The organism is Luteimonas viscosa (assembly GCF_008244685.1).
Taxonomy (GTDB): Bacteria; Pseudomonadota; Gammaproteobacteria; order Xanthomonadales; family Xanthomonadaceae; genus Luteimonas; species Luteimonas viscosa.
On record NZ_VTFT01000001.1, the window covers coordinates 2,938,878 to 2,960,447 of the forward strand.

The following is a 21,570-nucleotide window of genomic DNA, read 5'->3' on the forward strand; positions in this document are numbered from 1 at the left end:
GCGTCGGTGCCGATCACGGCATCACAGGTCCAGGCCGAAGCCGATGCCGGCGGACTTCTCGCTGCCGCTGAAGGCACCGCCGAGCGAGAACGAACCGCGACCGACGCGCCTGCCATACCCGATCGACAATGCCTGCTCGCCACCCTGGAAGCCGGCGCCGACCGCGATCCGGCCGCGGGGACTCTGCGAGCCGGCGGCGTTGATCGCCATGTTCAGCATCGCCGAACCCATCGCCCCCTGACGGTCGATGCGCTTGTCCTGGCGGTCGAAGCGGCGGTCGACGCCGTCGAAACGGTCTTCCAGCGCGTCGAGGCGGCCGTTGATCGAAGTGGGATCGAAACCGAGCAGGTCGGCGATCCGGGTATCGGTGTAGGTGTTGGCGGTCGACAGGGTCTGCGCATCGCCGGCATCGGCATGGGCCGTGGCCGAATCGAGCGTGGCCGCGTCGCCCTCGTCCATCTGCTGGAGGTTGACCGCGTCGGTCGCGTCGACGCCAGCGGCGACATTGGAGATCGTGGTGCCGGCCGCGCCTTCCAGCGCGATCGAGCCCCTGCCATCGTCGTCGTAGGCCACGCTCAGCGGGTTGCCCGGGCCCTGCGGCCCGGCCGGTCCTTGCGGGCCTGCCGGTCCCGCCGGACCTTGCGGGCCCGGGATGCCGCCCTGGCCCGAGAGCTCCGTCAACCGCGTGTCCACCGCGGCGAAGGCGCTGCCGACATCGTTGTAGTCGTTGCCCTGGATCGAATACGTCGGGGCCAGGAACGTGCCGCCGGCGAAACTCGCGCCGCCACCCAGCGCAGCGGCGAAGGGATGCAGCTGGCCCACGTTGACCGCATCGGTATCCGCGGTGCCGCCGGCCAGGTTGACCAGCCGGCGCTCGTTGCCGACCCTGCCGATCGATACGGTATTGGCCTGGTCGGCGATCGATTCGGCCCCCAGCGCCACGGCCTCGGTTGCATCGGCATGGGTTTCGCTGCCGGCGCCCAATGCCAGGCTGGCGGTTCCCTGCGCACTGGCATTGCCCACGGCGATGGCGTATGCCCCGTCGGCGTGGCTGTACGCGCCGATCGCCATGGCGTCGGCGCCGCTGGCGTTGCTGTCCACGCCGAATGCCGTGGTGTTGGCGCCGGTCGCCTGGCTGTTCCGGCCCACCGCGGTGCTGTTTTCGGCGCTGGCCTGGCTCAGCATGCCGAGCGCGGTGCTGCGCAGGCCGGTGGCCTGGCTGCCCGCGCCCAGGGCCGTGGCATGTTCGGCGCTGGCATCGCTGGCCTGGCCCACCGAGGTGCTGCCCAGACCACTGGCCTCGCTACCCGCGCCCAGGGCCGTGCTCGCGGTACCGCTGGCGGTGCTGCTGCCGCCAATGGCGGTCGACAGGCCCGCGCTGGCAATGCTCATCACGCCCAGGGCGGTGCCACCCAAGCCAGCGGCCTGGCTCTGGTAGCCGATCGCGGTGGCGTAGTTGCCGCCCGCGACGCTCTCGCCGCCGAAGGCCGAGCTGTAGTCGCCGTTGGCGGTCGCCCAGAAGCCGTTGGCGGTGGCGGCCGTGCCACCGGCCGCGCTCAGGTAGCCTGCGGCCGTGGCGCCGCCGCCGGTGGCGCTGCTGCGGGCGCCGGTGGCGGTGGAGAAATTGGCGGAAGCCAGGCTCTGCACGCCGGTGGCGGTGCTGTCGATGCCGTTCGCGTTCGCGCGCGCACCGATGGCGGTGGCGCGATCGGCGGACGCATTGCCCTGCACGCCCATGGCGGAGCTCTCGATACCGGTCGCATGCGCGCCGGCCCCGATGGCGGTCGCGCGCCCGGCCGACGCCAGGGTCGATTCGCCGGCGTCGATCGAGCCGTCGTTGTCGGCGTCGTGCCAGCCACCCACGGCCGTGCTGCTGTCCCCGCCGGCTTCGCTGTAGGCACCGAGCGCAGTCGCGCGCGCGCCCGCTGCATTGGCGTTGCCGCCCAATGCGGCGCTGTGGTAGCCGGTCGCCTGGCTGGCCATGCCGATCGCGATCGCGCGCTCCTGGGTTGCGGCGGACGCGACCCCGATGGAGATGCTGCGCGTGCCGCTGGCCTCGCTGCCGCCACCGAGCGCCACGCTGAAGTCGCCGGTCGCCTCGCTCTCGCGGCCGAGCGCCACCGCCTGGCTGCCGCTTGCATCGCTGCCCGTGCCGCAGGCGAGCGCCTCGAAGCCGGGGGCGGTGGCGGCTCCACCGCTTTCACCGGCTGTTTCGAAATCGCAGACATCGCCCGCGACCGCGGGTCCGCCAGCAGCGAAGCACAGCGAAATGGCGAGGGACAGGATGTGGCGCTTGCGCAGGGTGGCGATCATGCGGACGGGTTTCATTGCGGACTCTCCTTGAAGGACGGGATGGGTGGCGCGGGCCTGGCCGGGCGGCCGGATTCGCGCGCGGACAGGACGCTGGCGCGACGGTCGCGCCGCACTTGGAAGAACAACCGGCGGAAAGGGCCGGGACCCATCAGGCGATGTCGCACCCCGAACCCCGGCCCCCGGTCAGGGGCGAACCGGCCCCCCGGGACGCCGATGCCGATTGGGGTCGTGCTGGCGGCGCGTGCGAGCTGCCGAGCGCGCGCCGCCCGCGGCGTGCGCGCTCTTTCGCAGGCCGGTGGCCAAGGCCGCGTGCCGGCTGGCATGCCCGGTCGAACCGGCCCGGCCCCGCAGGTCCGTGCGGCGGAAGCGACGCGAGGACGGTCGATGTGGCGAGGCGGCCTCGCTGACGGAAGGCCACACCACGATCGATTGCGTCTCCGGATCGTGCGCACGGACCAGGCCAGCCCGTCGGTGCGAGGGTGCTGGCGAGGGCTCGGCTACAATGGGAACCATCGCGTCACGACGCCTGAACCCGGAGTCCCATGAAACTCGGTTCCCTCAAGGAAGGCGGCCGCGACGGCACCCTGGTGGTGGTCTCGCGCGACCTGTCGCGCGCCGTCCGTGCCACCGGCATCGCAGCGACCCTGCAGCGTGCGCTGGAGGACTGGAGCAACACGGCGCCGCGCCTGAACGCGCTGGCCCAGTCGCTGGAATCCGGCGACGCCGACGGCGTGTTCGACGTCGACCCCAACGCGCTGGCCGCGCCGCTGCCGCGCGCCTACGAATTCCTCGACGGCAGCGCCTACCTGCCGCACGTCGAGCGCGTGCGCCGGGCCCGTGGCGCCGAAGTGCCGGAGAGCTTCTACACCGATCCGCTGATGTACCAGGCCACCAGCGCCGGCTTCCATGGCCCGCGCGATCCGGTGCGGGTGGTGAGCGAGGAGTACGGCATCGACCTGGAGGCCGAGATCGTGGTGGTCACCGACGACGTGCCGATGGCGGTGACCCCGGAGCAGGCGGCCGGCCATATCCAACTGGTCGGCCTGGTCAACGACGTCTCGCTGCGCAACCTGATCCCGGGCGAACTGGCCAAGGGATTCGGCTTCCTGCAGTCCAAGCCGCGCTCGGCGCTGAGCCCGGTGTTCGTGACCCCGGACGAACTCGGCGACGCGTGGCGGGACAACAAGCTGCACCTGCCGCTGCTCACCCACATCAACGGCGAATGGTTCGGCGCGCCGGAGGCGGGGGTGGACATGCAGTTCGATTTCGCCCAGCTGGTCGCGCATGCGGCCAGGACCCGGCCGCTGTCGGCGGGCACCCTGGTCGGTTCCGGCACCATCGCCAACCAGGACACGTCCACCGGCGCGTCCTGCTTCGCCGAACGGCGCACGGTGGAGGCGCTGGAAACCGGCGCGCCGGTGACGCCCTTCATGGCGTTCGGCGACCTGGTCCGGATCGAGATGCTGGACCGCGATGGCCGCAGCATCTTCGGCGCGATCGAACAGCGGATCGAGCGCCAGGCCGCGCCCTGACGGACGGGGGGCTGGTGCGACGAGTGGCGACCGGGCCTCGCGCGGGGCGGTCAGGATGAGCAGTTGGGCGGCGCGACGGCCGCTGCAGGCGCCGGGATGCGTAAGGATGGTTAAGTGCGGCACGAAGGTGGGGACGCGCAGGGGGTTGCGCGACGGGGCCTCGACCATGCCGCACGCGTGAGCCGCGGCGCAGTGCGCGTGCCGGTCCCTCCAAACCGACGGGGAGCCGCCGTTGCCGGGGCGCCGTCCATCGCGCGTGCGGCAGGCGACATGCATTGCAACCGACAACTGGCCCAGGGGGTGCCGGAGTGAACGAAGAACTGCGGCTGTATTCCTACTGGCGATCGAGTGCCGCCTACCGGGTGCGCATCGGGCTCAACCTCAAGGGGCTGGCCTACGAGACCGTGCCGGTGCACCTGCTGCGCGACGGCGGCGAGCAGTTCGCGCCCGAATACGCCGCCACCAATCCGCAGAAGCTGGTCCCGGTGCTGCAGCACGGGCAGCGGCTGTTCCGGCAATCGCTGGCGATCCTCGAGTACGTCGACGAAGTCTGGCCGTCGCCGCCGCTGCTGCCCGCGACCTCGCGCGAACGCCAGCGCGTGCGCGCGCTGGCGCAGCTGGTCGCCGCCGACATCCACCCACTCAACAACCTGCGGGTGATGCGCTTCCTGGAGCAGGACTGGAACGTGCCGCAGCCCGAGCGCGACGTCTGGATCCGGCACTGGATCACCGAGGGTTTCAACGCCTTCGAGTCGCTGCTGCGCGACCATCCGGCGACGGACACGTTCTGCGACGGCCACATGCCGACGATCGCCGACTGCTGCCTGGTGCCGCAGGTCTACAACGCGCGACGCTTCGGGCTCGACATGGCGCGCTGGCCGACGATCGCCGCGATCGAGCAGGCCTGCCTGGAGCTGCCCGAGTTCCGCGACGCGGCGCCCGACCGCCAGCCGGACGCGCCGCAGCAGTCCTGACGCGGTATCCGCCCGCCGCTGCTGCGGATCAGCGCTGGGAGCCGAACACGTCCGCGTAGGGATCGTGCTCGCCGGTCGCGCCCTCGGAGAGGCGGAACTTGAGGTCGAGGCCCTCGCGCGAGTCGGCCGCGCGCAGCGCGGTCTCGCGTTCGATCCGGCCTTCCTTGAACAGGCGGTACAGGCACTGGTCGAAGCTCTCGATGCCTTCCTCCAGCGATTCCTCCATCGCCTGCTTGATCTCGTGCACCTGGCCGCGGCGCAGCAGGTCGCGGATCATCGGCGTGTTGATCAGCACCTCGGTGGCGGGCATGCGGCGGCCGTCGACCCCGACGACCAGGCGCTGCGAGACCACCGCGCGCAGGTTCAGCGCGAGGTTCATCAGCACGTTCTTGTGCGCGGCCTCGGGGAAGAAGTTGAGGATGCGTTCGATGGTCTGGTCGGCATTGTTGGAGTGCAGCGTCGCCAGGCACAGGTGGCCGGTCTCGGCGAAGGCGATCGCGGCCTCCATCGTGGTCGCGTCCAGGATCTCGCCGATCAGGATCACGTCGGGTGCTTCGCGCATCGCGTTCTTCAGCGCGTTGTGGAAGGCGTGGGTGTCGAGCCCGACCTCGCGCTGGTTGACGATCGACTTCTTGTGGCGGTGCAGGTATTCGATCGGATCCTCGATGGTGAGGATGTGGCCCGAGGTGGTGCTGTTGCGGTAATCGATCATCGACGCCAGCGAGGTCGACTTGCCCGACCCCGTCGAGCCCACCAGCAGCACCAGCCCGCGCGGTGCCATGATGATGTCCTTGAGGACCTGCGGCAGCTGCAGCTCCTCGATGCTGGGGATGGTGCTGCGGATGGCGCGGATCACCATCCCGACCTCGCCGCGCTGCTTGAACACGTTGACGCGGAAGCGCCCCGAGTCCTGCAGCGAGATCGCCATGTTCAGTTCCAGGTCGCGCTCGAACTGCGGCACCTGGCCCTCGTCCATCAGCGAATAGGCGATCTTCTTGACCATGCCCGTGGGCAGGCCGGTGTTGCCGAGCGGGTACAGCTTGCCCTCGACCTTGATGTAGACCGGCGCGCCGGTGGTCAGGAACATGTCCGACGCGTTCTTTTCCGTCATCAGCTTCAGGAAATAGCCGATGTCCATGTATGAACCCCCAATGGCCCGCCGGGGCGTTTGCGAATCCGGCGAAGGCTGATGACAATGGCCGGACACCCACCCCGCGGGACGGCCCCCCAATGCCGGCAAGCTTCGCACAATTCAGGTTGGCACTGCAGGCACTGGTGTGCGGATGCGTGCTCGCGCTCACGGCTTGCGCGAGCATGCCGCCGCCGACGGCGGAATTGAACGCCGCCCAGCAGGCGGTTTCGCGGGCGGCCGATGCCGATGCCGACCAGTACGCGGCCGATGAACTCCAGCGCGCGCGCAGCCTGCTCACCCAGGCGCAGGCGGCGATGGCTGCGGGCCGCGAGAGCGAGGCGCGCGACCTCGCGACGCGAGCCGACGCGCTCGCCGGACTCGCTGCGGCGCGCAGCCGTGAAGCCGCGACGGATGCCGAGCTGGGGCAACGTCGCGCGGAGATCGCCGACCTGCGCCAGCGCCTGCGGATGGAGGAGACACCATGAGGGCCGGACTCCGGCTCGCCGCCTGCCTGTCGCTGCTGCTGCTGGCCGGGCCGGCGGCGTGGGCCGCCGAGGATCCCGAGGCGGTGCAGCTGACGCAACGGCTGGTCGCGCTCGACGCGGACGCTTCGTTCGCCGGCTTCGCCTCGCTCGAGCGCCTGCAGGCGCGGCAGGCGGTCGACGCGCTGGCGAATGCGCGCGCCCGCACGCGCCCGTCGGCGTTGCAGGTCGCGCAATGGCGGGTGGAAGCCGCCGAGGTCGCGGCCCGGACCGGGGCCGCGCGGCGCGAGATCGACCGGCTCGAGCGGGAGCGCGCCGACCTGCTGCTGGAAGCCAGCCGGCGCGAGGCCGCGCGGGCCCGCCAGGAGGCCGAGCGCCTGCGCATCCAGACCCAGATCCAGGCCGAGGAGACCGCGCGCCTGCGCGAGGCGGCCGAGGCCGAGTCGATGGCCCGGCAGGAAGCCGAAACCGTGCTCCAGGGCGTCTCCTCGCGCGAGGCCGCCCGCCTGCGTGCCTCGCGGGAACGCGCCGCCGAACTCAAGCGCCAGGAAGAGGAACTGCTGCGCAGCCTGGAAGCGGACGGCGCGCCTCCGCAGCCCTGAGGGCAGGTAAGAATTTAACGTAAATTCAACTGGTTGCAGGCCGTGGCCCGTCGCTGCGTCCAGGTTTTCCGCGGCCGCGTCTGAACGCCTGCACAAGGCGAACCGATTCGTGATGCGCAACCCGCCGGGATCTTGCCGGCGGCCCTTGTCGGCCTGCAAGGGGAGGAGTAGGGTCGGATACCCAGACGGCAGTTTCCTGATCCGGCCGTCTGGCGACCGAGCCAGACCGAAGATGACCGAGCCGATCCCGTACCAGCCCCCCTTCCCCGGCAGCGCAGTCCGCCGGGCAGGGCGCGCAGGTGGGGGTTGCCGCTCGCGCCCGGTCTGCCACCCGAGACGACGCCCCGTGCCCTGACCGGCCGGGGCGTTTGCATGTTCGCAGGAGGATTTCCATGTTCGAAGGGCAACCGCAGGCGGAACTCGACAAGCTGATCAACGACAACCGGGAGTTCAAGCAGCTCTACCAGCGCCACAAGGAACTCGACAAGAAGGTGCTCGATGCCGAACTCGGCGTGCTCCCGATCGACGACACCACCCTGTCGCAGATGAAGCGCGAAAAGCTCGCTGCGAAGGACCGCCTGACCCGGCTCTACGACACCCTTCAACACTGAGGTTTTACGAAGTCACGGGCGGCGGCGGCCATCCTCGTCGGTCGCCGTCGCCCGTGTGCTGTTCCCGACGCGTCAGCGGCGGCCTCACGGGCCGGTGCGATAATCGCCGCTCCTCCGGCTGCCGCATCGAACGCGCATGACCATCCACGCTTCCGTCCTCGAGCTCATCGCGCAGACCCCGATCGTGCGCGCCCAGCGCCTCGATGCCGGCCCATGCGAGCTGTACTTCAAGCTCGAGAGCCAGAACCCCGGCGGTTCGATCAAGGACCGCATCGGCCTGTCGATGATCGAGGCCGCCGAGGCCCGGGGCGATCTCAGGCCCGGCGCGACCCTGGTCGAGGGCACCGCGGGCAACACCGGCATCGGCCTGGCGCTGGTGGCGCAGCAGAAGGGCTACCGGCTGGTCCTCGTGGTCCCGGACAAGATGAGCCGGGAGAAGATCTTCAACCTCAAGGCGATGGGTGCCGAGGTGGTCCTGACCCGGTCGGACGTGGCCAAGGGCCATCCCGAGTACTACCAGGACCTGGCCGCGCGCATCGCCGCGGAAACGCCCGGCGCCTATTTCGTCAACCAGTTCGGCAATCCCGACAACCCGGCCGCGCACGAACACGGCACGGGGCCGGAGATCCTGCGGCAGATGGCCGAGGTGGGCGGGCTGGACGCGGTCGTGTTCGGCTGCGGCAGCTCGGGCACGATGACCGGGCTCTCGCGCTGCTTCGCCGAACACGCGCCGGACGTGGAACTCGTCCTGGCCGACCCGGTGGGTTCGATCCTGGCCGAATACATCAACGAGGGCACGCTCAGCGACAAGTCGGCCAGCTGGATGGTGGAAGGCATCGGCGAGGACTTCCTGCCCTCGATCTCCGACTTCAGCCGGGTGAAGAAGGCGTACGCCATCACCGACAAGGAGAGCTTCCTGGCCGCGCGCGAGCTGCTGCGCACCGAAGGCATCTTCGGCGGCTCCTCCACCGGCACCCTGCTGGCCGCGGCGCTGCGCTACTGCCGCGAGCAGACCGAGCCGAAGAAGGTGCTGGTGTTCGTCTGCGACACCGGCAACAAGTACCTGAGCAAGCTCTACAACGACTACTGGATGCTCGACAACGGCTTCCTCGAGCGCGAGCAGCACGGCGACCTGCGCGACCTGATCCTGCGTCCGTACTCGCAGCGCGACACCGTGGTCCTGGCGCCCGGCGACCTGCTGGTGACCGCCTACCAGCGGATGAAGCTGTACGAGATCTCGCAGCTGCCGGTGATGGACGGCGACCAGATCGTCGGCATCCTCGACGAGAGCGACGTGCTGCTGCACGTCTACGGCGACGAGGCCAAATTCCGCGATCCGGTCTCGACCGCGATGGTCCGCAAGCTCGACATCCTCGACGTGAAGTCGCCGGTCGAATCGCTGCTGCCGGTGTTCGACCGAGGCCACGTGGCGATCGTGGTCGACGGCCCCCGGTTCCTGGGGCTGATCACCCGGATCGACCTGCTGAACTGGCTGCGAAGGCGGGTTCACTGAACGGGCGGCCGGCACGGCCGCGATGCTAGAATCCCGGCCCCGGATTCCAATGGATTCAGTGACATGACGGACCCCCGCGAGGCGGTCGACACGGCGGCGTGGGGGCTCGGAACCAAGGCGATCCATGCCGGCCAGGCGCACGACCCCTCGACCGGGGCGGTGATGCCGCCGATCTATGCCACCAGCACCTATGCGCAGTCGAGCCCGGGCGTGCACCAGGGCTTCGAGTATTCGCGCACCCACAACCCGACCCGCTTCGCCTGGGAGCGCGGCGTGGCCGGCCTCGAGGGCGGCAGCCGGGGCTTCGCGTTCGCCTCCGGCATGGCGGCCACGGCGACGCTGCTCGAACTGCTGGACAGCGGCGACCACGTCGTGGCGATGGACGACCTCTACGGCGGCAGCTTCCGGCTGTTCGAGCGGGTGCGCCGCCGCAGCGCGGGGCTGGATTTCAGCTACGTCGACATGACCGACCTGGCCGCGTTCGAGTCCGCGCTCACGCCGAAGACGAAGCTGGTGTGGATCGAGACCCCCACCAACCCGCTGCTCAAGATCGTCGACATCGCCGCGGTGGCCGAAATCGCCCATCGCCATGGCGCGAAGGTGGTGGTCGACAACACCTTCGCCTCGCCGATGCTGCAGCGACCGCTCGAACACGGCGCCGACATCGTGATGCATTCGGCCACCAAGTACCTCAACGGCCATTCGGACATGGTCGGCGGCATCGCCGTGGTCGGCGACGACGAGGCACTCGCGGAGCAGGTGGCATTCCTGCAGAACTCCTGCGGCGCCGTGCAGGGCCCGTTCGACAGCTTCCTCGCCCTGCGCGGGCTAAAGACCCTGCACCTGCGCATGCGCGCGCACTGCGAGAACGCGCAGGCGATCGCCGAATACCTGCAGGCGCACGAGGCGGTGGATCAAGTGATCTATCCCGGCCTTCCGTCGCATCCCCAGCACGCGCTGGCGAAGCGGCAGATGGACGGCTTCGGCGGGATCGTCTCGGTGCGCCTGAAAGGCGGCTTCGAGGCCGCGAAACGCTTCTGCGAACGCACGCAACTGTTCACCCTGGCCGAATCGCTCGGCGGCGTGGAAAGCCTGGTCAACCACCCGGCGGTCATGACCCACGCGTCGATTCCGCCCGAGAACCGCGCGCGGCTGGGCATCGATGACGGGCTGGTGCGGTTGAGCGTGGGGGTGGAGGAAGTGGATGATCTGATCGCGAGTCTCGCAGGGGCCCTCGCGTGATCCAGCGCTCCCTGTTGAAGGATTATGCAGGCAGTCTGCTTGATCCAGGTTTCTGGATCTATGCGACCTGGCTCGAGTTGGTCAGCAAATACCGGAGATCTCGGCTGGGCATTGTCTGGGCGTTCGTACCACCTCTGCTCTACAGCTTCGGCGTGGGCTGGTTCTTCTCACTCCTGCAGAACGTGTCGCCGCTTGAATTCATACCCCACCTTGGCGTGGGTTACGTGGTGTTCCGCCTGATCACTTCCAGTCTCAGCGACGCTACGGTGACGATGTCCGGCCACTCTAGCTATATCCTTGATGGCCGGACGCGCCTGACCGACTACGTGCTGCGTGTAGTGGCGAAGTCGATCTTCTATTTCGTCACCTCGCTTCCGATCATCGTGCTGGCGTTGGCGCTGAGTCCGAGATTCGAATGGGTGGGCCTGCTCACCGTGGTGCCTGCGCTTCTTGTCGTGCTTCTGAACGTTGGCTGGATGTGCGTCGTCGTATCGGTGATAGGTGCGCGGTTCCAGGACGTACAGGAGCTGACAGGAAGCTTCCTGATGTTCAGTTTCCTGTTTACGCCGATTATCTGGACTTCCGCCAACGTGCCAGCCGATTCTCTTCGGGGGGTGATCGCCAGGGCCAACCCTCTCTTCCATTTTGTCGAACTCGTCAGGGCGCCATTGCTGGGGGAGCCGATGGAGCTCCTGACGTTCCAATACCTGGCTTGCTTCATGGTGATCGGCTGGAGTGTGGCTTACTTCGTCTACAAACGTTATGCGCGGTATGTGCCGATATGGCTATGAACAAGGCGGAGCGGGTTTTCCTGAAGGCGAACCGGGCCGGCTTAGATCTGCCGCTGTTCACGCAGGAGCAGCGAAGCGTCACCCAAAGCGTCGGGGTGTTGCTTCGCGCCGCCTTCGATCCGCCCAAGCGGCGGATGCGGACGATTCTTGACGACATCAGCTTCGATCTGGGCGAAGGAGATAGGCTTGCCATCATTGGTCGCAACGGATCGGGGAAATCCACGCTGCTGAAGGTACTGGTGGGCGCCTACCAGCCGACAAGAGGCGAGGTCGTCTCGAGCGGCAGCCGGCAGGCGCTTCTCAACCTCTCGCTGGGCTTCAATCCGGAGGGGACGGTCGTCGAAAACATCCTGTTGCGTGGGATCGCGATGGGATCGAGTCCAGCGCAAGCGGCAAGCACGATCGACGAAGTGCTGGAATTCTCCGACCTGCGCGAGAAAGCCGGGCACCGGCTGCGGACGCTGTCATCGGGACAAAGGATGCGCCTTGGCTTTGCAATGGCCACTTCGGCACAGCATCAGATCCTGATCATGGATGAGTGGATCGGCGCGGGCGACGCTTCTTTCGTGGAGAAGGCCAAGTCAAGGTTGCATTCACGGGTCGACAGCGCACAGGTCGTGGTGTTGGCCAGCCACAACTTCCAGTTGCTGCGGAGAATCTGCAACCTGGGGATGGTGATCGAAGAGGGGAGGGTGGCCTATTTCGGGCCAGTCCGCGAAGCGATCGATGAATACAAGAAGATCTATCAGGCAACGCCCGAATACATCGCGCGCCGCAAGGCGGAACTGGGAAAGACTGCTTCGTGATCGCCGGCACCGCGTCGCTGGGTTCTGACGCCGGGCCGGAGTCGGCTGTGACGCTGTCTGATGTCCGGCGTGCCGCTGAAAGTGCGCGTCGCTTCACCCTTCTGTTGATCGCATACGAGTTCCCGCCTAGTCCCTCGCCACAATCCCTGCGTTGGGCCTATCTGGCCCGGGAGCTCGCCCTGCGTGGCCATTGCGTCCATATCCTGGCGCCCGAGCACCCGGGCGCCGGCCATGGGCTGCCCGAGCTTCCCGATGGTGTAGTGGTGCATCGAACGTACGCCGGGCCTGCCATGGGGTTGTTGAATTTCCTGGCAAAGCGCGAACGGCGCAAGGCGGCAGGAGCGGCGGCTGAGCCGCCTGCAGCGGTCACAGGTCCCCCTGCTTCGGCGTCGGCCGTGCCAGTCACGGCAGTTGCCGCGCCTCCGCTAAACTGGAAAGGACGGCTTCACAATGCCGCGAACCATTGTCGGACAATCGCTTTCCATGGTTTCCAGCGCCTGACCGCCCGATGGTTCTTCCCGGACGGCAGGGCCGAATGGTATCCATGGGCGAAGCGCCGCCTGCGGTTCCTCCTCGACCAGCTTGACGTGGATCTCGTGCTCAGTTCCCACGAGCCCGCAACCACCCTGAGCTTGGGCCTTGATACGCGCCGGCACGGCCTTCCCTGGATAGCCGATCTCGGTGACCCGGTCCTGGCGCCCTATACACCGCCCCGGTGGCGCAAGCGTGCCGCGCGCCTAGAGCGGCGGGTCTGCATGGCGGCGGATCGCGTGCTGGTGACCAACCCGGCCGTCGCTGCGCTGCTGACCGAGCGCCATGGCGTGGCGGCGACGAGGCTGTCGGTACTGACGCAAGGCTTCGACGGCCGGATGGACACCTTTGAGGACAGGGGAAGTGTCACACCCCCCCTCGAGCTGCTCTATACCGGCAGCTTCTACAGTTTCAGGCGGGCGGAGCCGCTGCTTGATGCGGTGGTGGCGACGCCTGGCGTGCGATTGAACATTGCCTCCATCTCCGTGCCCGAACACGTCCAGGCCGTGAGCCGGCGCTCGCCGTCGATCCGGCTGTTGGGGTTTCTCCCGCATGTCGAGGCGATGGCCTGGCAGCGGCGCTGCGATGTCTTGGTCAACCTCGCCAACGATGACCCCTGTCAAGTGCCGGGAAAATTCTATGAGTACCTCGGCGCGAGACGTCCGATCCTGCATATCGGGAACGGTGACGATGCCGCTGCCAAGCTGCTTCTGGGAATTCCCCGTGGCTGGGTCTGCCCAGCGGATGCCGTCACGTTGCAAACCAGGCTGGAAATACTGAGGGACGATGCGCGGGCGGGTAGAATTGCAACTTCACTCGACCTGTCCGCGGCGGCAGTGCGGGAGTACGACTGGGCTGCGATCGGCGCCCGGCTGGACAAGATAATCAATACCCTGATGCTGGAGCGAGAAGCATGACGATGGACAATATGAGCCGGATCGACGAGAACGGCCAGGAACAGACACTCGCGATCATCGGGCTCGGCTACATCGGCCTGCCGACGGCTTCGATGTTCGCCGCGTCGGGCGTGCGCGTCCATGGCGTCGATATCAACCCGAACACCGTCGAGACGATCAACCAGGGCAAGGCGCACATCGAGGAGGGGGATCTCGATGACCTGGTGGCACGGGTGGTGGGATCGGGCAGGTTGAGCGCGCACCTGGAACCGATGCAGGCGGACGCGTACATCATCGCCGTTCCGACACCGGTCTCCCACGATGCGATCCGGCGTCCCGACCTGTCGTACGTGATGGCAGCGGGCCGCTCGATCGCCCGGCACCTGCGCAAGGGCAACCTCGTCATCCTCGAGTCGACTTCCCCAGTGGGAACCACCGAACAGCTGCGCGACGCACTGGCCGAGTTGCGCCCCGACCTTGTGTTCCCAGGCCAGGGTGAGGACGCCGACGTGCACATTGCTTACTGCCCGGAGCGCATTATCCCGGGACGTATGCTCAGGGAGCTGGTGGAGAACGACCGCATCATTGGCGGAATGACAAAGCAGTGCGGTGAGATCGCCGCGGCGCTATACGGCAAGTTCGTAAAGGGCGAATGCCTGTTGACCGACAACCGCACCGCAGAAATGGTCAAGCTCACGGAGAATGCGTATCGGGACGTCAACATCGCATTTGCGAATGAGCTGTCGATGGTTTGCGACGAGTTGGGCATCGATGCATGGGACGTCATCGAATTCTCCAACCGCCATCCGCGCGTGTCGATCCTCAACCCCGGCCCGGGCGTCGGTGGACACTGCATAGCGGTGGACCCGTGGTTCATCGTCGCCAGCAGCCCCGAGCGCGCGCAGCTGATCCACCAGGCGCGCAAGGTGAACGATTACAAGCCTGAGCACGTAATCGCCCAGGTCGAACAGGCGCTGGCGGAGAATCCCGACGCGAAGGTCGCCTGCCTGGGGCTGTCCTACAAGCCAGACGTGGATGATTTCCGCGAAAGCCCCGCCCTCGACATTGCCATCCGGCTCGCGCGCCGACTGCCGGGCAGGGTGCTGTGCAGCGATCCATACGCGCACGCTCTGGGCAATGCGGGCCATGGCGACATCGACCTTGGCATGGTCCCGGCAGAAGAGGCGGTCGAGCAGGCGGACATCGTCGTGTTCCTCGTGGGCCACGCCAAGTTCAGGGGGCTATCGATCACCGAGGGCAAGCGGGTGATCGACACCGTCGGTTTCCTCCGTCGCCAGGCCTGAGCTTCCGCGCATGGGACGGGAGCCGATGGCGGACCAGCGGAAGCGGATCGGTGGTCTGGGCGATGCTTCAGCGCACGAGGCCGAACTGGCGCTGTTCCGCAACCGCTTGGCCCACGTGGCCTATCGCCTGGGACTGCACGAATCGAGCGTCGTCCGGGAGCTGGGCAGCGCACAAGTGGACGCGCTGCGGTCGCTGCGCGGTTTGCTCGCTCTGCCGCGGCGGCTGTGGCGTCTGGCGGCACGTGCCCGCCGTGGCACGGAGCGCCAGAACCTGGACAGCCAGGCGTTGGACCTGGTGGTGGACCAAGCTCTGGGTGAATACCGGGAGCACGGATTCGCCGGAACCGACGCGTTCATCAGCGCCCAATTCCTGTCAATGCGCGAGCGGGCGCAGGTGTATGCGGGGTTCGCCCACGCACTGTTGCCTTTGTCCGGATACGACGCGGCGCGTGCTGCCGACATCGCGCTCACGTTCGAGCACGATCCATCGCTTGTCTTAAGGCTGGCGCTCCTCAAGCATGGCGCAGGGCAGCTGACCTCCGCGGTCGAGACCCTCGCGCGGCTGCCCGCAGGTCATCCGACGACCGTGACGGAGGATGAAGCAATCGCGCGCCTGCGCGGATTCGCGAGACTCGCCCTGAAGCCCCCCTCGATCCCGAGGCGGGCCGATGGCCAGTTGCGTTCCGGCGGCCGACAAAGCGTCATGCTGGTGTTGGAAGGCCATGAGAAGGAATGTTTCGGCGCCCGTGACCGTGCCGTCAGGTTGGCGCGTGAACTTGCAGCATCGGGCATGCAGGTTTCGCTGGTCATCCCCGGTGGTGCCGCGCTGGATCTCATCTCGCAGTCCATCCTCAAGGAGCTGGACGCGCTCGATGGGGTCGCCATGGTGAGATTGAAAGCCGATCCCGAAGGAGTCGCTCCGGACGAATGGTTCAAGCTGGCCACCCGGGAGCTGGGCGAGATTGCGCGGGCTTCGGGCGCGACGCTGTGCCATGTGGCCGGAACCTATCGGCTCGGCGTACCCATGCTGCTGGCCGCGCGGCCCGTGGGCGCGGCGGTGGTCTATGAGCGGTTCGCCTTCCCGGAATACGAAGGCGGGGAGCACAGCGCGGACTGGCGGTTGAGCGAGCTGTTCCAGCTCGAACAATCGCTCGAAGCTCTGGTCTGCGCACATGCGGATGTCGTCATCGTGGCGACGCGCAAGCAGTCCGAGGAAGTGCGGCGACGTGCCGGTCCGGACCAGGTAGAGGTCCAGCAGCTTGCGCCACCGGTGCCAATAGACGCGGGCGCGGCGCATGGTGCGGACCTGCGTCGGGAATACGGGCTGTCCGAGGACGACATCATCGTCGGTTTCGTGCATGACCGCCGGACGTTCGAGGGCCTTGACGATCTCGTCGCCGCGCTTGCGGCCCGGCGACCAGCACGGTCGCTGCGACTCCTTGTGCTCTCCTGTGTGGAGTTGCCGGCGCAGGAGCGACGAGTGATCGAGTCGGTCGCAGGCGTGGTGGTCGCAGATCGACTCGACGCGCGCACCCTCGCCGACAGCCTTGCCGTGTGCGACTGCGTCGCCTTCCCCTGGAAAGCCACCGCGGCGTCGGATCTGGCCTACTCGCCCGCCTTGCTGCAGGCCATGGCAGCTGGGGTGCCTGTCCTGGTGTCGAGCTGTTTCGCGTTTGCGGAGGTCGCATTGGATGGCGTGAATGCGCGCGTCCACGCGGCGGGAAATCCGCAGGCACTTGGCCGTTGCCTTGAAGACCTGCTGGGGCAGAGGCCCGCCGCGCTCCGGATGGCGGCCGCGGCCCGTGTTGCCGCGCGGCGCGAGCATTCATGGGCGGGCTACGTCGAACAGCTGCTGGCATCCTACCGGGATGCCAGTGGCGAGCCGGGAGTGGAATCGGCGGTCGAGGCCGACAACGCGTCCCTGCCGGGCATCGCGGGTAGGCCACGCCTGCGGGTGGCCGCGATCATGGACGAATTTACTCACAGCTGCTTCGCGGCAGAATGCGAACTCGTCCAGCTGACGCCGGGTGACTGGCATGCACAGATCACCGAACTGGAACCGGACTTCCTCCTGGTCGAGTCCGCCTGGCAGGGGTTCAACGGCGAATGGGAGAAACAGATCCCCCAAGCCAGCAGCGAACTGCGGAAGCTGATCGTACATTGCCGCAAAAAGGGTATTCGCACCGCCTTCTGGAACAAGGAAGATCCGGTGCATTTCTCGCTCTTCCTCGGCACCGCCCGGCTGTTCGACACGGTGTTCACCACCGACATCGACCGCATCAAGGCGTACCGGGAAAAGCTGGGCCACGACAGGGTCTACCTGCTTCCGTTCGCATGCCAACCGCAAGTCCACAACCCGGTCGAGCGCTACCAGCGCCTTGACGCGTTCTGCTTCGCGGGCTCCTATTACGCCAAGTATCCCGAGCGCCGCGAAGACTTCGAGCAGCTGATGGATGCTGCTCGATCCTTCAGGAAGGTCGACATCTTCGACCGCAACCATGGCAAGCAGGATCCCGGGCTGGCGTTCCCACCCGAGTACCAGGACCTTGTCGTTGGCAGCCTGCCGGTATCGGAGATCGACCGCGCGTACAAGGGTTACCGCTTCGGCATAACCGTCAACACCGTCAAGCAGTCGCAGAGTATGTTCGCCCGCCGCGCTTTCGAGCTGCTGGCCTGCAATACGCTCACCATCAGCAATTTCTCGCGGGGCCTGAAGCTGTTGTTGGGTGATCTGGTCATCTGCGGCGGAAGCGCGGCCAGCATCTCGTCGCTGCTGCACAGGCGCGCGGGCGATGAGGGACAGGCGCGGCGCTTCCGGCTCGCCGGGCTGCGCAAGGTGATGGACGAGCACACCTATGCCCATCGCATGGCGTACCTGTCAGGCAAGGTGCTTGGGCGGGACACAGGGCTGCCGGCGCCGCCGCTGGTAGCCTTTTGTGCCGTGACATCGCAAGCCGCAGTCGAGCATGCGGTCGCGGTGTTCGACTCGCAATCGGCCACCTCACGCAGGCTCGTGCTGGTGGTCGAGGACGGCATGCTCCCGGTGATTCCAGTCCGCCCCGATGTCGGCGTCCTCACCCGCCACCAAGCGAGCGTGACCCGCCCGGCGGAGCGCTGGCCGGATTCGCATCTCACGGTCTTCGATTGCAGGGACCACTACTCCAGGCACTATCTCAAGGACCTGCAGCTGGCCGTGGCGTATGCGGGAACGGCTGCCGTCGGGAAGGTGGCCCACTTCGTCCTTGATGGGGTAGCCCCAAGGCTCGAAGGCGAGGGTGCGCAATACCGGATCCACGAGGCCCGCTGGCCTTTGCGACGCTCGCTCGTTGCCGGCACCGCATTGCCCGGACTATCGATCGGCGACCTGCTGGAGCGGGACTTCCAGGCGCCGGCCATGGCCGGCCTTGCCATCGACGAGTTCAATTACTGCCGGGACGGAGCCGGTGCCGCTCGGGCGGATGATGTCGATTCCGACATTCCGGTGGACGAGGGCATCGCGATGTCCTCCCTTCTGGAGATCTCGGAGGCCTCGGGCAACAGTGCCGAGACGGCTGCGCTCGAAGCGCGTCCAGGCTTCCATGGCGATGCGCTGCAGAAGCTCTTCACACCGGCAGTCCATGGAGAGGGCCTGCTGCAGGTATCGCATTCGCTGGATGGCGTGGTGCTCGAGTCCAGACTCGCCACCAAGCAGCACGCGTACGCCTATGCCAGCCGCCTGTTCAAGCGGTCCGAGCTTGTCGACGATGGGTTCCTCAGATTCCAGCTCGTGACCGAGGCGGGGCTGTACGTCAACGCCGCGGTCGTCTACCTCGACGCGGCGCGTAACAAGCTGTCCCACGCCATCGTCTCCTCGGATACCAACCAGGCCCTGCCGGTGCCAGCGGCGACTGCCTGGATTCGCTTCGGCCTGCGTGTGCTGGGCCCTGGTTGCACAACGGTCAAGGCATTGGTCAAGGGGGCGCTTGCGCCGGCGATGGATCACATCGTTGGCCGCGGCAACGCGCTGCTGATCACCAAGGACTATCCGCGCTACGACGACCTGTACCGCTACGGATTCGTGCACCGGCGGATCCTCGCGTATGCCGAGGCGGGCCGGCACGTGGACGTGTTCCGGTTCAGCAACGCGCCGCTTCGCTTCGACGAGTTCGAAGGTGTGAACGTGGTGGCGGGCCAAGCCGAGCATCTCGGCATGCTGCTGGAGGGCGGCGCGTACGACACCGTCCTGGTCCATGCAATGGACCCGCTGATGTGGGAGCACGTCAAGCCGCTGCTGGAAACCCGACGCGTCGTGGTCTGGGTACACGGCGCGGAGATCCAGCCGTGGTTCCGCAGGTTGTCCAACGCCGGCGCCGACCAGGCGGCCCGCGAGATGACACGCCGGTCGAGCAACCGTCGGCTGGCGATGTGGGAAGACGTGTTGCGGCATCCGCATCCCAATCTGCGGGTCGTGTTCGTGTCGCGGTACCTGGAGGAAGAGGCGCTGGGCGACCTCGGCGTCCGGCTGCCGGAAGGGCAGGTCCACGTGATTCCCAACTACGTGGATGGAAGCCTGTTCCGCTACGAGCGCAAGGATGAGGCCCTTCGCGGGCGTATCCTTTCGGTGCGGCCGTTCGCCTCACCGGTGTATGCCAACGACCTGACGGTCAAGGCGATCGAGATTCTCGCGGCCGAACCCTTCTTCGAGGAGCTCCAGTTCACGATCGTCGGTGATGGCCCGCTGTTCGACAGGACGGTCGAGCCGCTCCGGCAGTACCCGAACGTGCGGCTCGAGAAGAGATTCCTGTCCCAGTCAGCGATCGCCGCGCTCCACCGCGAGCACGGTGTATTCCTGGTGCCCTCGCGCATGGACAGCCAGGGCGTGTCCCGCGACGAGGCCATGGCTTCGGGCCTGGTGCCGGTTACGACCCGGATCGCCGCCATCCCGGAATTCGTCGACGGGGATTGCGCGATCCTGGCCGAGCCGGAAGACGCGGCAGGGCTTGCGGCCGGGATCGCCAGGCTGTGGTCCGACCCGGCATTGTTCGGAAGCATGTCCGCGGCCGCTGCGGAGCGCGTGCGCCGGATCTCGGAGAAGGACAGCACGATTGGCAAGGAACTGGCCCTGATCGAAGGCCAGCAGCCGGTCCGGGCCGGGTTTCACGCACCGAGTCCAACCCCGCTGCAGCGGATTGCTATCTACGGCGATGTGAACCTCAACATCACCGACGGATCGGCGATCTGGGCGGCCTCCCTGGCCGAGGTGCTGGCAGGCAGCCCGCAAGTCGCCGTGACCCTGTACCTGAAGGCGACGATCGTGCAGACGCACGTCATCGCGCCTCTGCTGGCGGTACCGGGCCTGAGGATCGTCGAGCCGGTGGAGAAAGCACTGACGCCTACCGCCGCGCTCGATACCATCGAGCACGACGACCAGGTCCTGCGTTACGACGCGGTCGTGCTGCGTGGCATGGACCTGTGCGAACAGGCTGCCGCGCGCCCGGTCCTGCATGGCCGTCTGTGGGTCTACCTGACCGACGTGCCCCAGACGCCGGAACTGGCGACTCCGGAGATTTCCCGGCGCGTGGCCCGAATTGTTGAGGCCGCGGGCATCGTGTTGTGCCAGACGCCACAGTTCAGGGATTACATGGAAGGCTGGATCCCCGACGCCGCGGGTAGGACCCGCCTGCTGCCGCCGATGGTACCGGTTCCGCAGACAGTCGAAGAAGAACCTTCTGGCGATGGATTGCACATCGTCTACGCGGGCAAGTTCGCCCCGCTCTGGGGCGTGCGCGAGATGCTGGACGCGATCGCGATCCTCCGCGCCAACGGCCACGCGGTCACGCTGCACGTGTACGGGGACAAGATCCATAACCCGGCCGACGATCCCGAGTTCCGTCCAGAGATCACGCGTCGTCTCCAGGGCAGCGACGGCGTGGTGTGGCATGGCGCGGTGGAGCGCAGCCAGCTGCTCGGTGAACTCCAGCGCATGCACGTGGGCTGGGCCTGGCGCCATGCGGCGCTGGAGAATGGCACGCACGAACTGTCGACCAAGCTGCTGGAGTACGCCAGTGCCCGCGTTCCCCCTATCATGGCGCGCAATGCCGTCAATCTGTCGGTCTTCGGAGACGCGTACCCGCTCTACGCGGACACGCTGGAAGATGTGGTCGCGCTGGTTGGCAGGCTCGCGTCCGACCCCACGATGCGTGCCGCGGCCGTTGAGGCAGCAATGGCCGCATCGAGCCACTTCGACTTCGACTCCGTACGCCAGTTCATCCGTGCCCAAGGGCTAGTTCGCGCTGCAAGTCCTCGGGCGTCTACCGTTCCACACCATCCATGGGTATCAAAATGAAGAAGCTACTGCTTATCGCGGCGCTGCCTGTGCTGTTTTCCGCATGCAAGCAGCCCGACCCGCCGGCATCGGTGTCCGCTCCGACCCCCACTTCTGCCCCTGCCGAGGCGTCCGGCGAACGGTCTGCGCTTCCGCACGGCCTAGCGCTCGATGTCCCGTATGCCGTCCTGAGCGACGAATGGACCGATGAGTCCGAGGAGCGGAAGCGCAAGGTCGTGATCGAGTTCCAGCAGGCCGATGCGGCAAGGGTGGGGCAGGCCGTGACGGACAGCATGATCGCCGCCCGCTACCGCCTCACCGGACAATCCGAGGCGCGCGGCGGCGAACGCTACAACTTCCGCGCCGATGGCGGCGTGCGCGCCAGCATCCTGGTCCGCCCTCGTGGTGCGGTGAAGCTGCAGGATTCGCGCTCCACGGGCAACATCGAGTACAGCTACACCGAACCGCTCGAGGCGCCTGGCCAGGTCCAGGACGCGGGCAGCCGTGCCGGCCAAGGCGCGAACTGAGTGCAAACCG

The 21,570-nt window shown here is 67.4% G+C and carries 15 protein-coding genes; 13 read left to right on the forward strand and 2 right to left on the reverse strand.

Annotation, left to right across the window (positions count from 1 at the left end):
* Nucleotides 1-21: 21 nt before the first annotated feature.
* Complete coding sequence (locus FZO89_RS13070; protein WP_149103667.1) at nucleotides 22-2,328, reverse strand: YadA-like family protein; 2,307 nt, start codon at nucleotides 2,326-2,328, stop codon at nucleotides 22-24.
* A 527-nt stretch (nucleotides 2,329-2,855) separates the two neighbouring features.
* Here FZO89_RS13070 and FZO89_RS13075 point away from each other — a divergent pair.
* Together FZO89_RS13075 and maiA are read left to right on the forward strand one after the other, a co-directional pair.
* Entirely contained in the window at nucleotides 2,856-3,845 is a 990-nt protein-coding gene (locus FZO89_RS13075) for a fumarylacetoacetate hydrolase family protein (protein WP_149103668.1), read from the forward strand.
* Nucleotides 3,846-4,153: 308 nt separating this feature from the next.
* Nucleotides 4,154-4,819 (forward strand): maleylacetoacetate isomerase, encoded by a 666-nt coding sequence (maiA, locus tag FZO89_RS13080; RefSeq protein ID WP_149103669.1) that lies wholly within the window; start codon nucleotides 4,154-4,156, stop codon nucleotides 4,817-4,819.
* Nucleotides 4,820-4,847: 28 nt separating this feature from the next.
* Here maiA and FZO89_RS13085 read toward each other — a convergent pair whose 3' ends face one another.
* Complete coding sequence (locus FZO89_RS13085; RefSeq protein ID WP_149103670.1) at nucleotides 4,848-5,957, reverse strand: PilT/PilU family type 4a pilus ATPase; 1,110 nt, start codon at nucleotides 5,955-5,957, stop codon at nucleotides 4,848-4,850.
* 92 nt (nucleotides 5,958-6,049) lie between these two features.
* Between FZO89_RS13085 and FZO89_RS13090 the strand changes: the two genes are divergently transcribed.
* The 11 genes from FZO89_RS13090 to FZO89_RS13140 all read left to right on the forward strand — a co-directional run bounded on the left by FZO89_RS13090 (nucleotide 6,050) and on the right by FZO89_RS13140 (nucleotide 21,560).
* Complete coding sequence (locus FZO89_RS13090; protein ID WP_149103671.1) at nucleotides 6,050-6,436, forward strand: DUF4398 domain-containing protein; 387 nt, start codon at nucleotides 6,050-6,052, stop codon at nucleotides 6,434-6,436.
* The gene (locus FZO89_RS13095; RefSeq protein WP_149103672.1) at nucleotides 6,433-7,035 is read left to right on the forward strand and encodes a hypothetical protein; all 603 of its coding nucleotides are present in this window, start codon (nucleotides 6,433-6,435) and stop codon (nucleotides 7,033-7,035) included. The genes FZO89_RS13090 and FZO89_RS13095 overlap by 4 nt, the downstream gene beginning before the upstream one ends.
* Nucleotides 7,036-7,427: 392 nt before the next feature.
* Nucleotides 7,428-7,646 carry an HP1242/YdcH family protein gene (locus FZO89_RS13100; protein ID WP_149103673.1) on the forward strand — a complete coding sequence of 73 codons (219 nt, stop codon included), beginning with the start codon at nucleotides 7,428-7,430 and terminating at the stop codon, nucleotides 7,644-7,646.
* A gap of 136 nt (nucleotides 7,647-7,782) precedes the next feature.
* Nucleotides 7,783-9,159, forward strand: a complete 1,377-nt coding sequence (locus tag FZO89_RS13105) for a pyridoxal-phosphate dependent enzyme (RefSeq protein ID WP_149103674.1) — start codon at nucleotides 7,783-7,785, stop codon at nucleotides 9,157-9,159.
* A 63-nt stretch (nucleotides 9,160-9,222) separates the two neighbouring features.
* Nucleotides 9,223-10,401, forward strand: coding sequence for a cystathionine gamma-synthase (locus tag FZO89_RS13110; protein ID WP_149103675.1), 1,179 nt, complete (start codon nucleotides 9,223-9,225; stop codon nucleotides 10,399-10,401).
* Complete coding sequence (locus FZO89_RS13115; RefSeq protein ID WP_149103676.1) at nucleotides 10,398-11,192, forward strand: ABC transporter permease; 795 nt, start codon at nucleotides 10,398-10,400, stop codon at nucleotides 11,190-11,192. Before FZO89_RS13110 ends, FZO89_RS13115 begins: the two co-directional genes overlap by 4 nt.
* Nucleotides 11,189-11,998 carry an ABC transporter ATP-binding protein gene (locus FZO89_RS13120; protein WP_187471150.1) on the forward strand — a complete coding sequence of 270 codons (810 nt, stop codon included), beginning with the start codon at nucleotides 11,189-11,191 and terminating at the stop codon, nucleotides 11,996-11,998. The genes FZO89_RS13115 and FZO89_RS13120 overlap by 4 nt, the downstream gene beginning before the upstream one ends.
* Nucleotides 11,995-13,446: a glycosyltransferase gene (locus FZO89_RS13125; RefSeq protein WP_187471151.1), complete on the forward strand. Its 1,452-nt coding sequence runs from the start codon at nucleotides 11,995-11,997 to the stop codon at nucleotides 13,444-13,446. Before FZO89_RS13120 ends, FZO89_RS13125 begins: the two co-directional genes overlap by 4 nt.
* Nucleotides 13,443-14,729, forward strand: coding sequence for a UDP-N-acetyl-D-mannosamine dehydrogenase (gene wecC, locus FZO89_RS13130; protein WP_262378654.1), 1,287 nt, complete (start codon nucleotides 13,443-13,445; stop codon nucleotides 14,727-14,729). Before FZO89_RS13125 ends, wecC begins: the two co-directional genes overlap by 4 nt.
* Before the next feature lie 25 nt (nucleotides 14,730-14,754).
* Nucleotides 14,755-21,054, forward strand: a complete 6,300-nt coding sequence (locus FZO89_RS13135; protein WP_222928119.1) for a glycosyltransferase — start codon at nucleotides 14,755-14,757, stop codon at nucleotides 21,052-21,054.
* Entirely contained in the window at nucleotides 21,051-21,560 is a 510-nt protein-coding gene (locus FZO89_RS13140) for a hypothetical protein (RefSeq protein ID WP_149103680.1), read from the forward strand. The genes FZO89_RS13135 and FZO89_RS13140 overlap by 4 nt, the downstream gene beginning before the upstream one ends.
* Nucleotides 21,561-21,570: the final 10 nt, after the last annotated feature.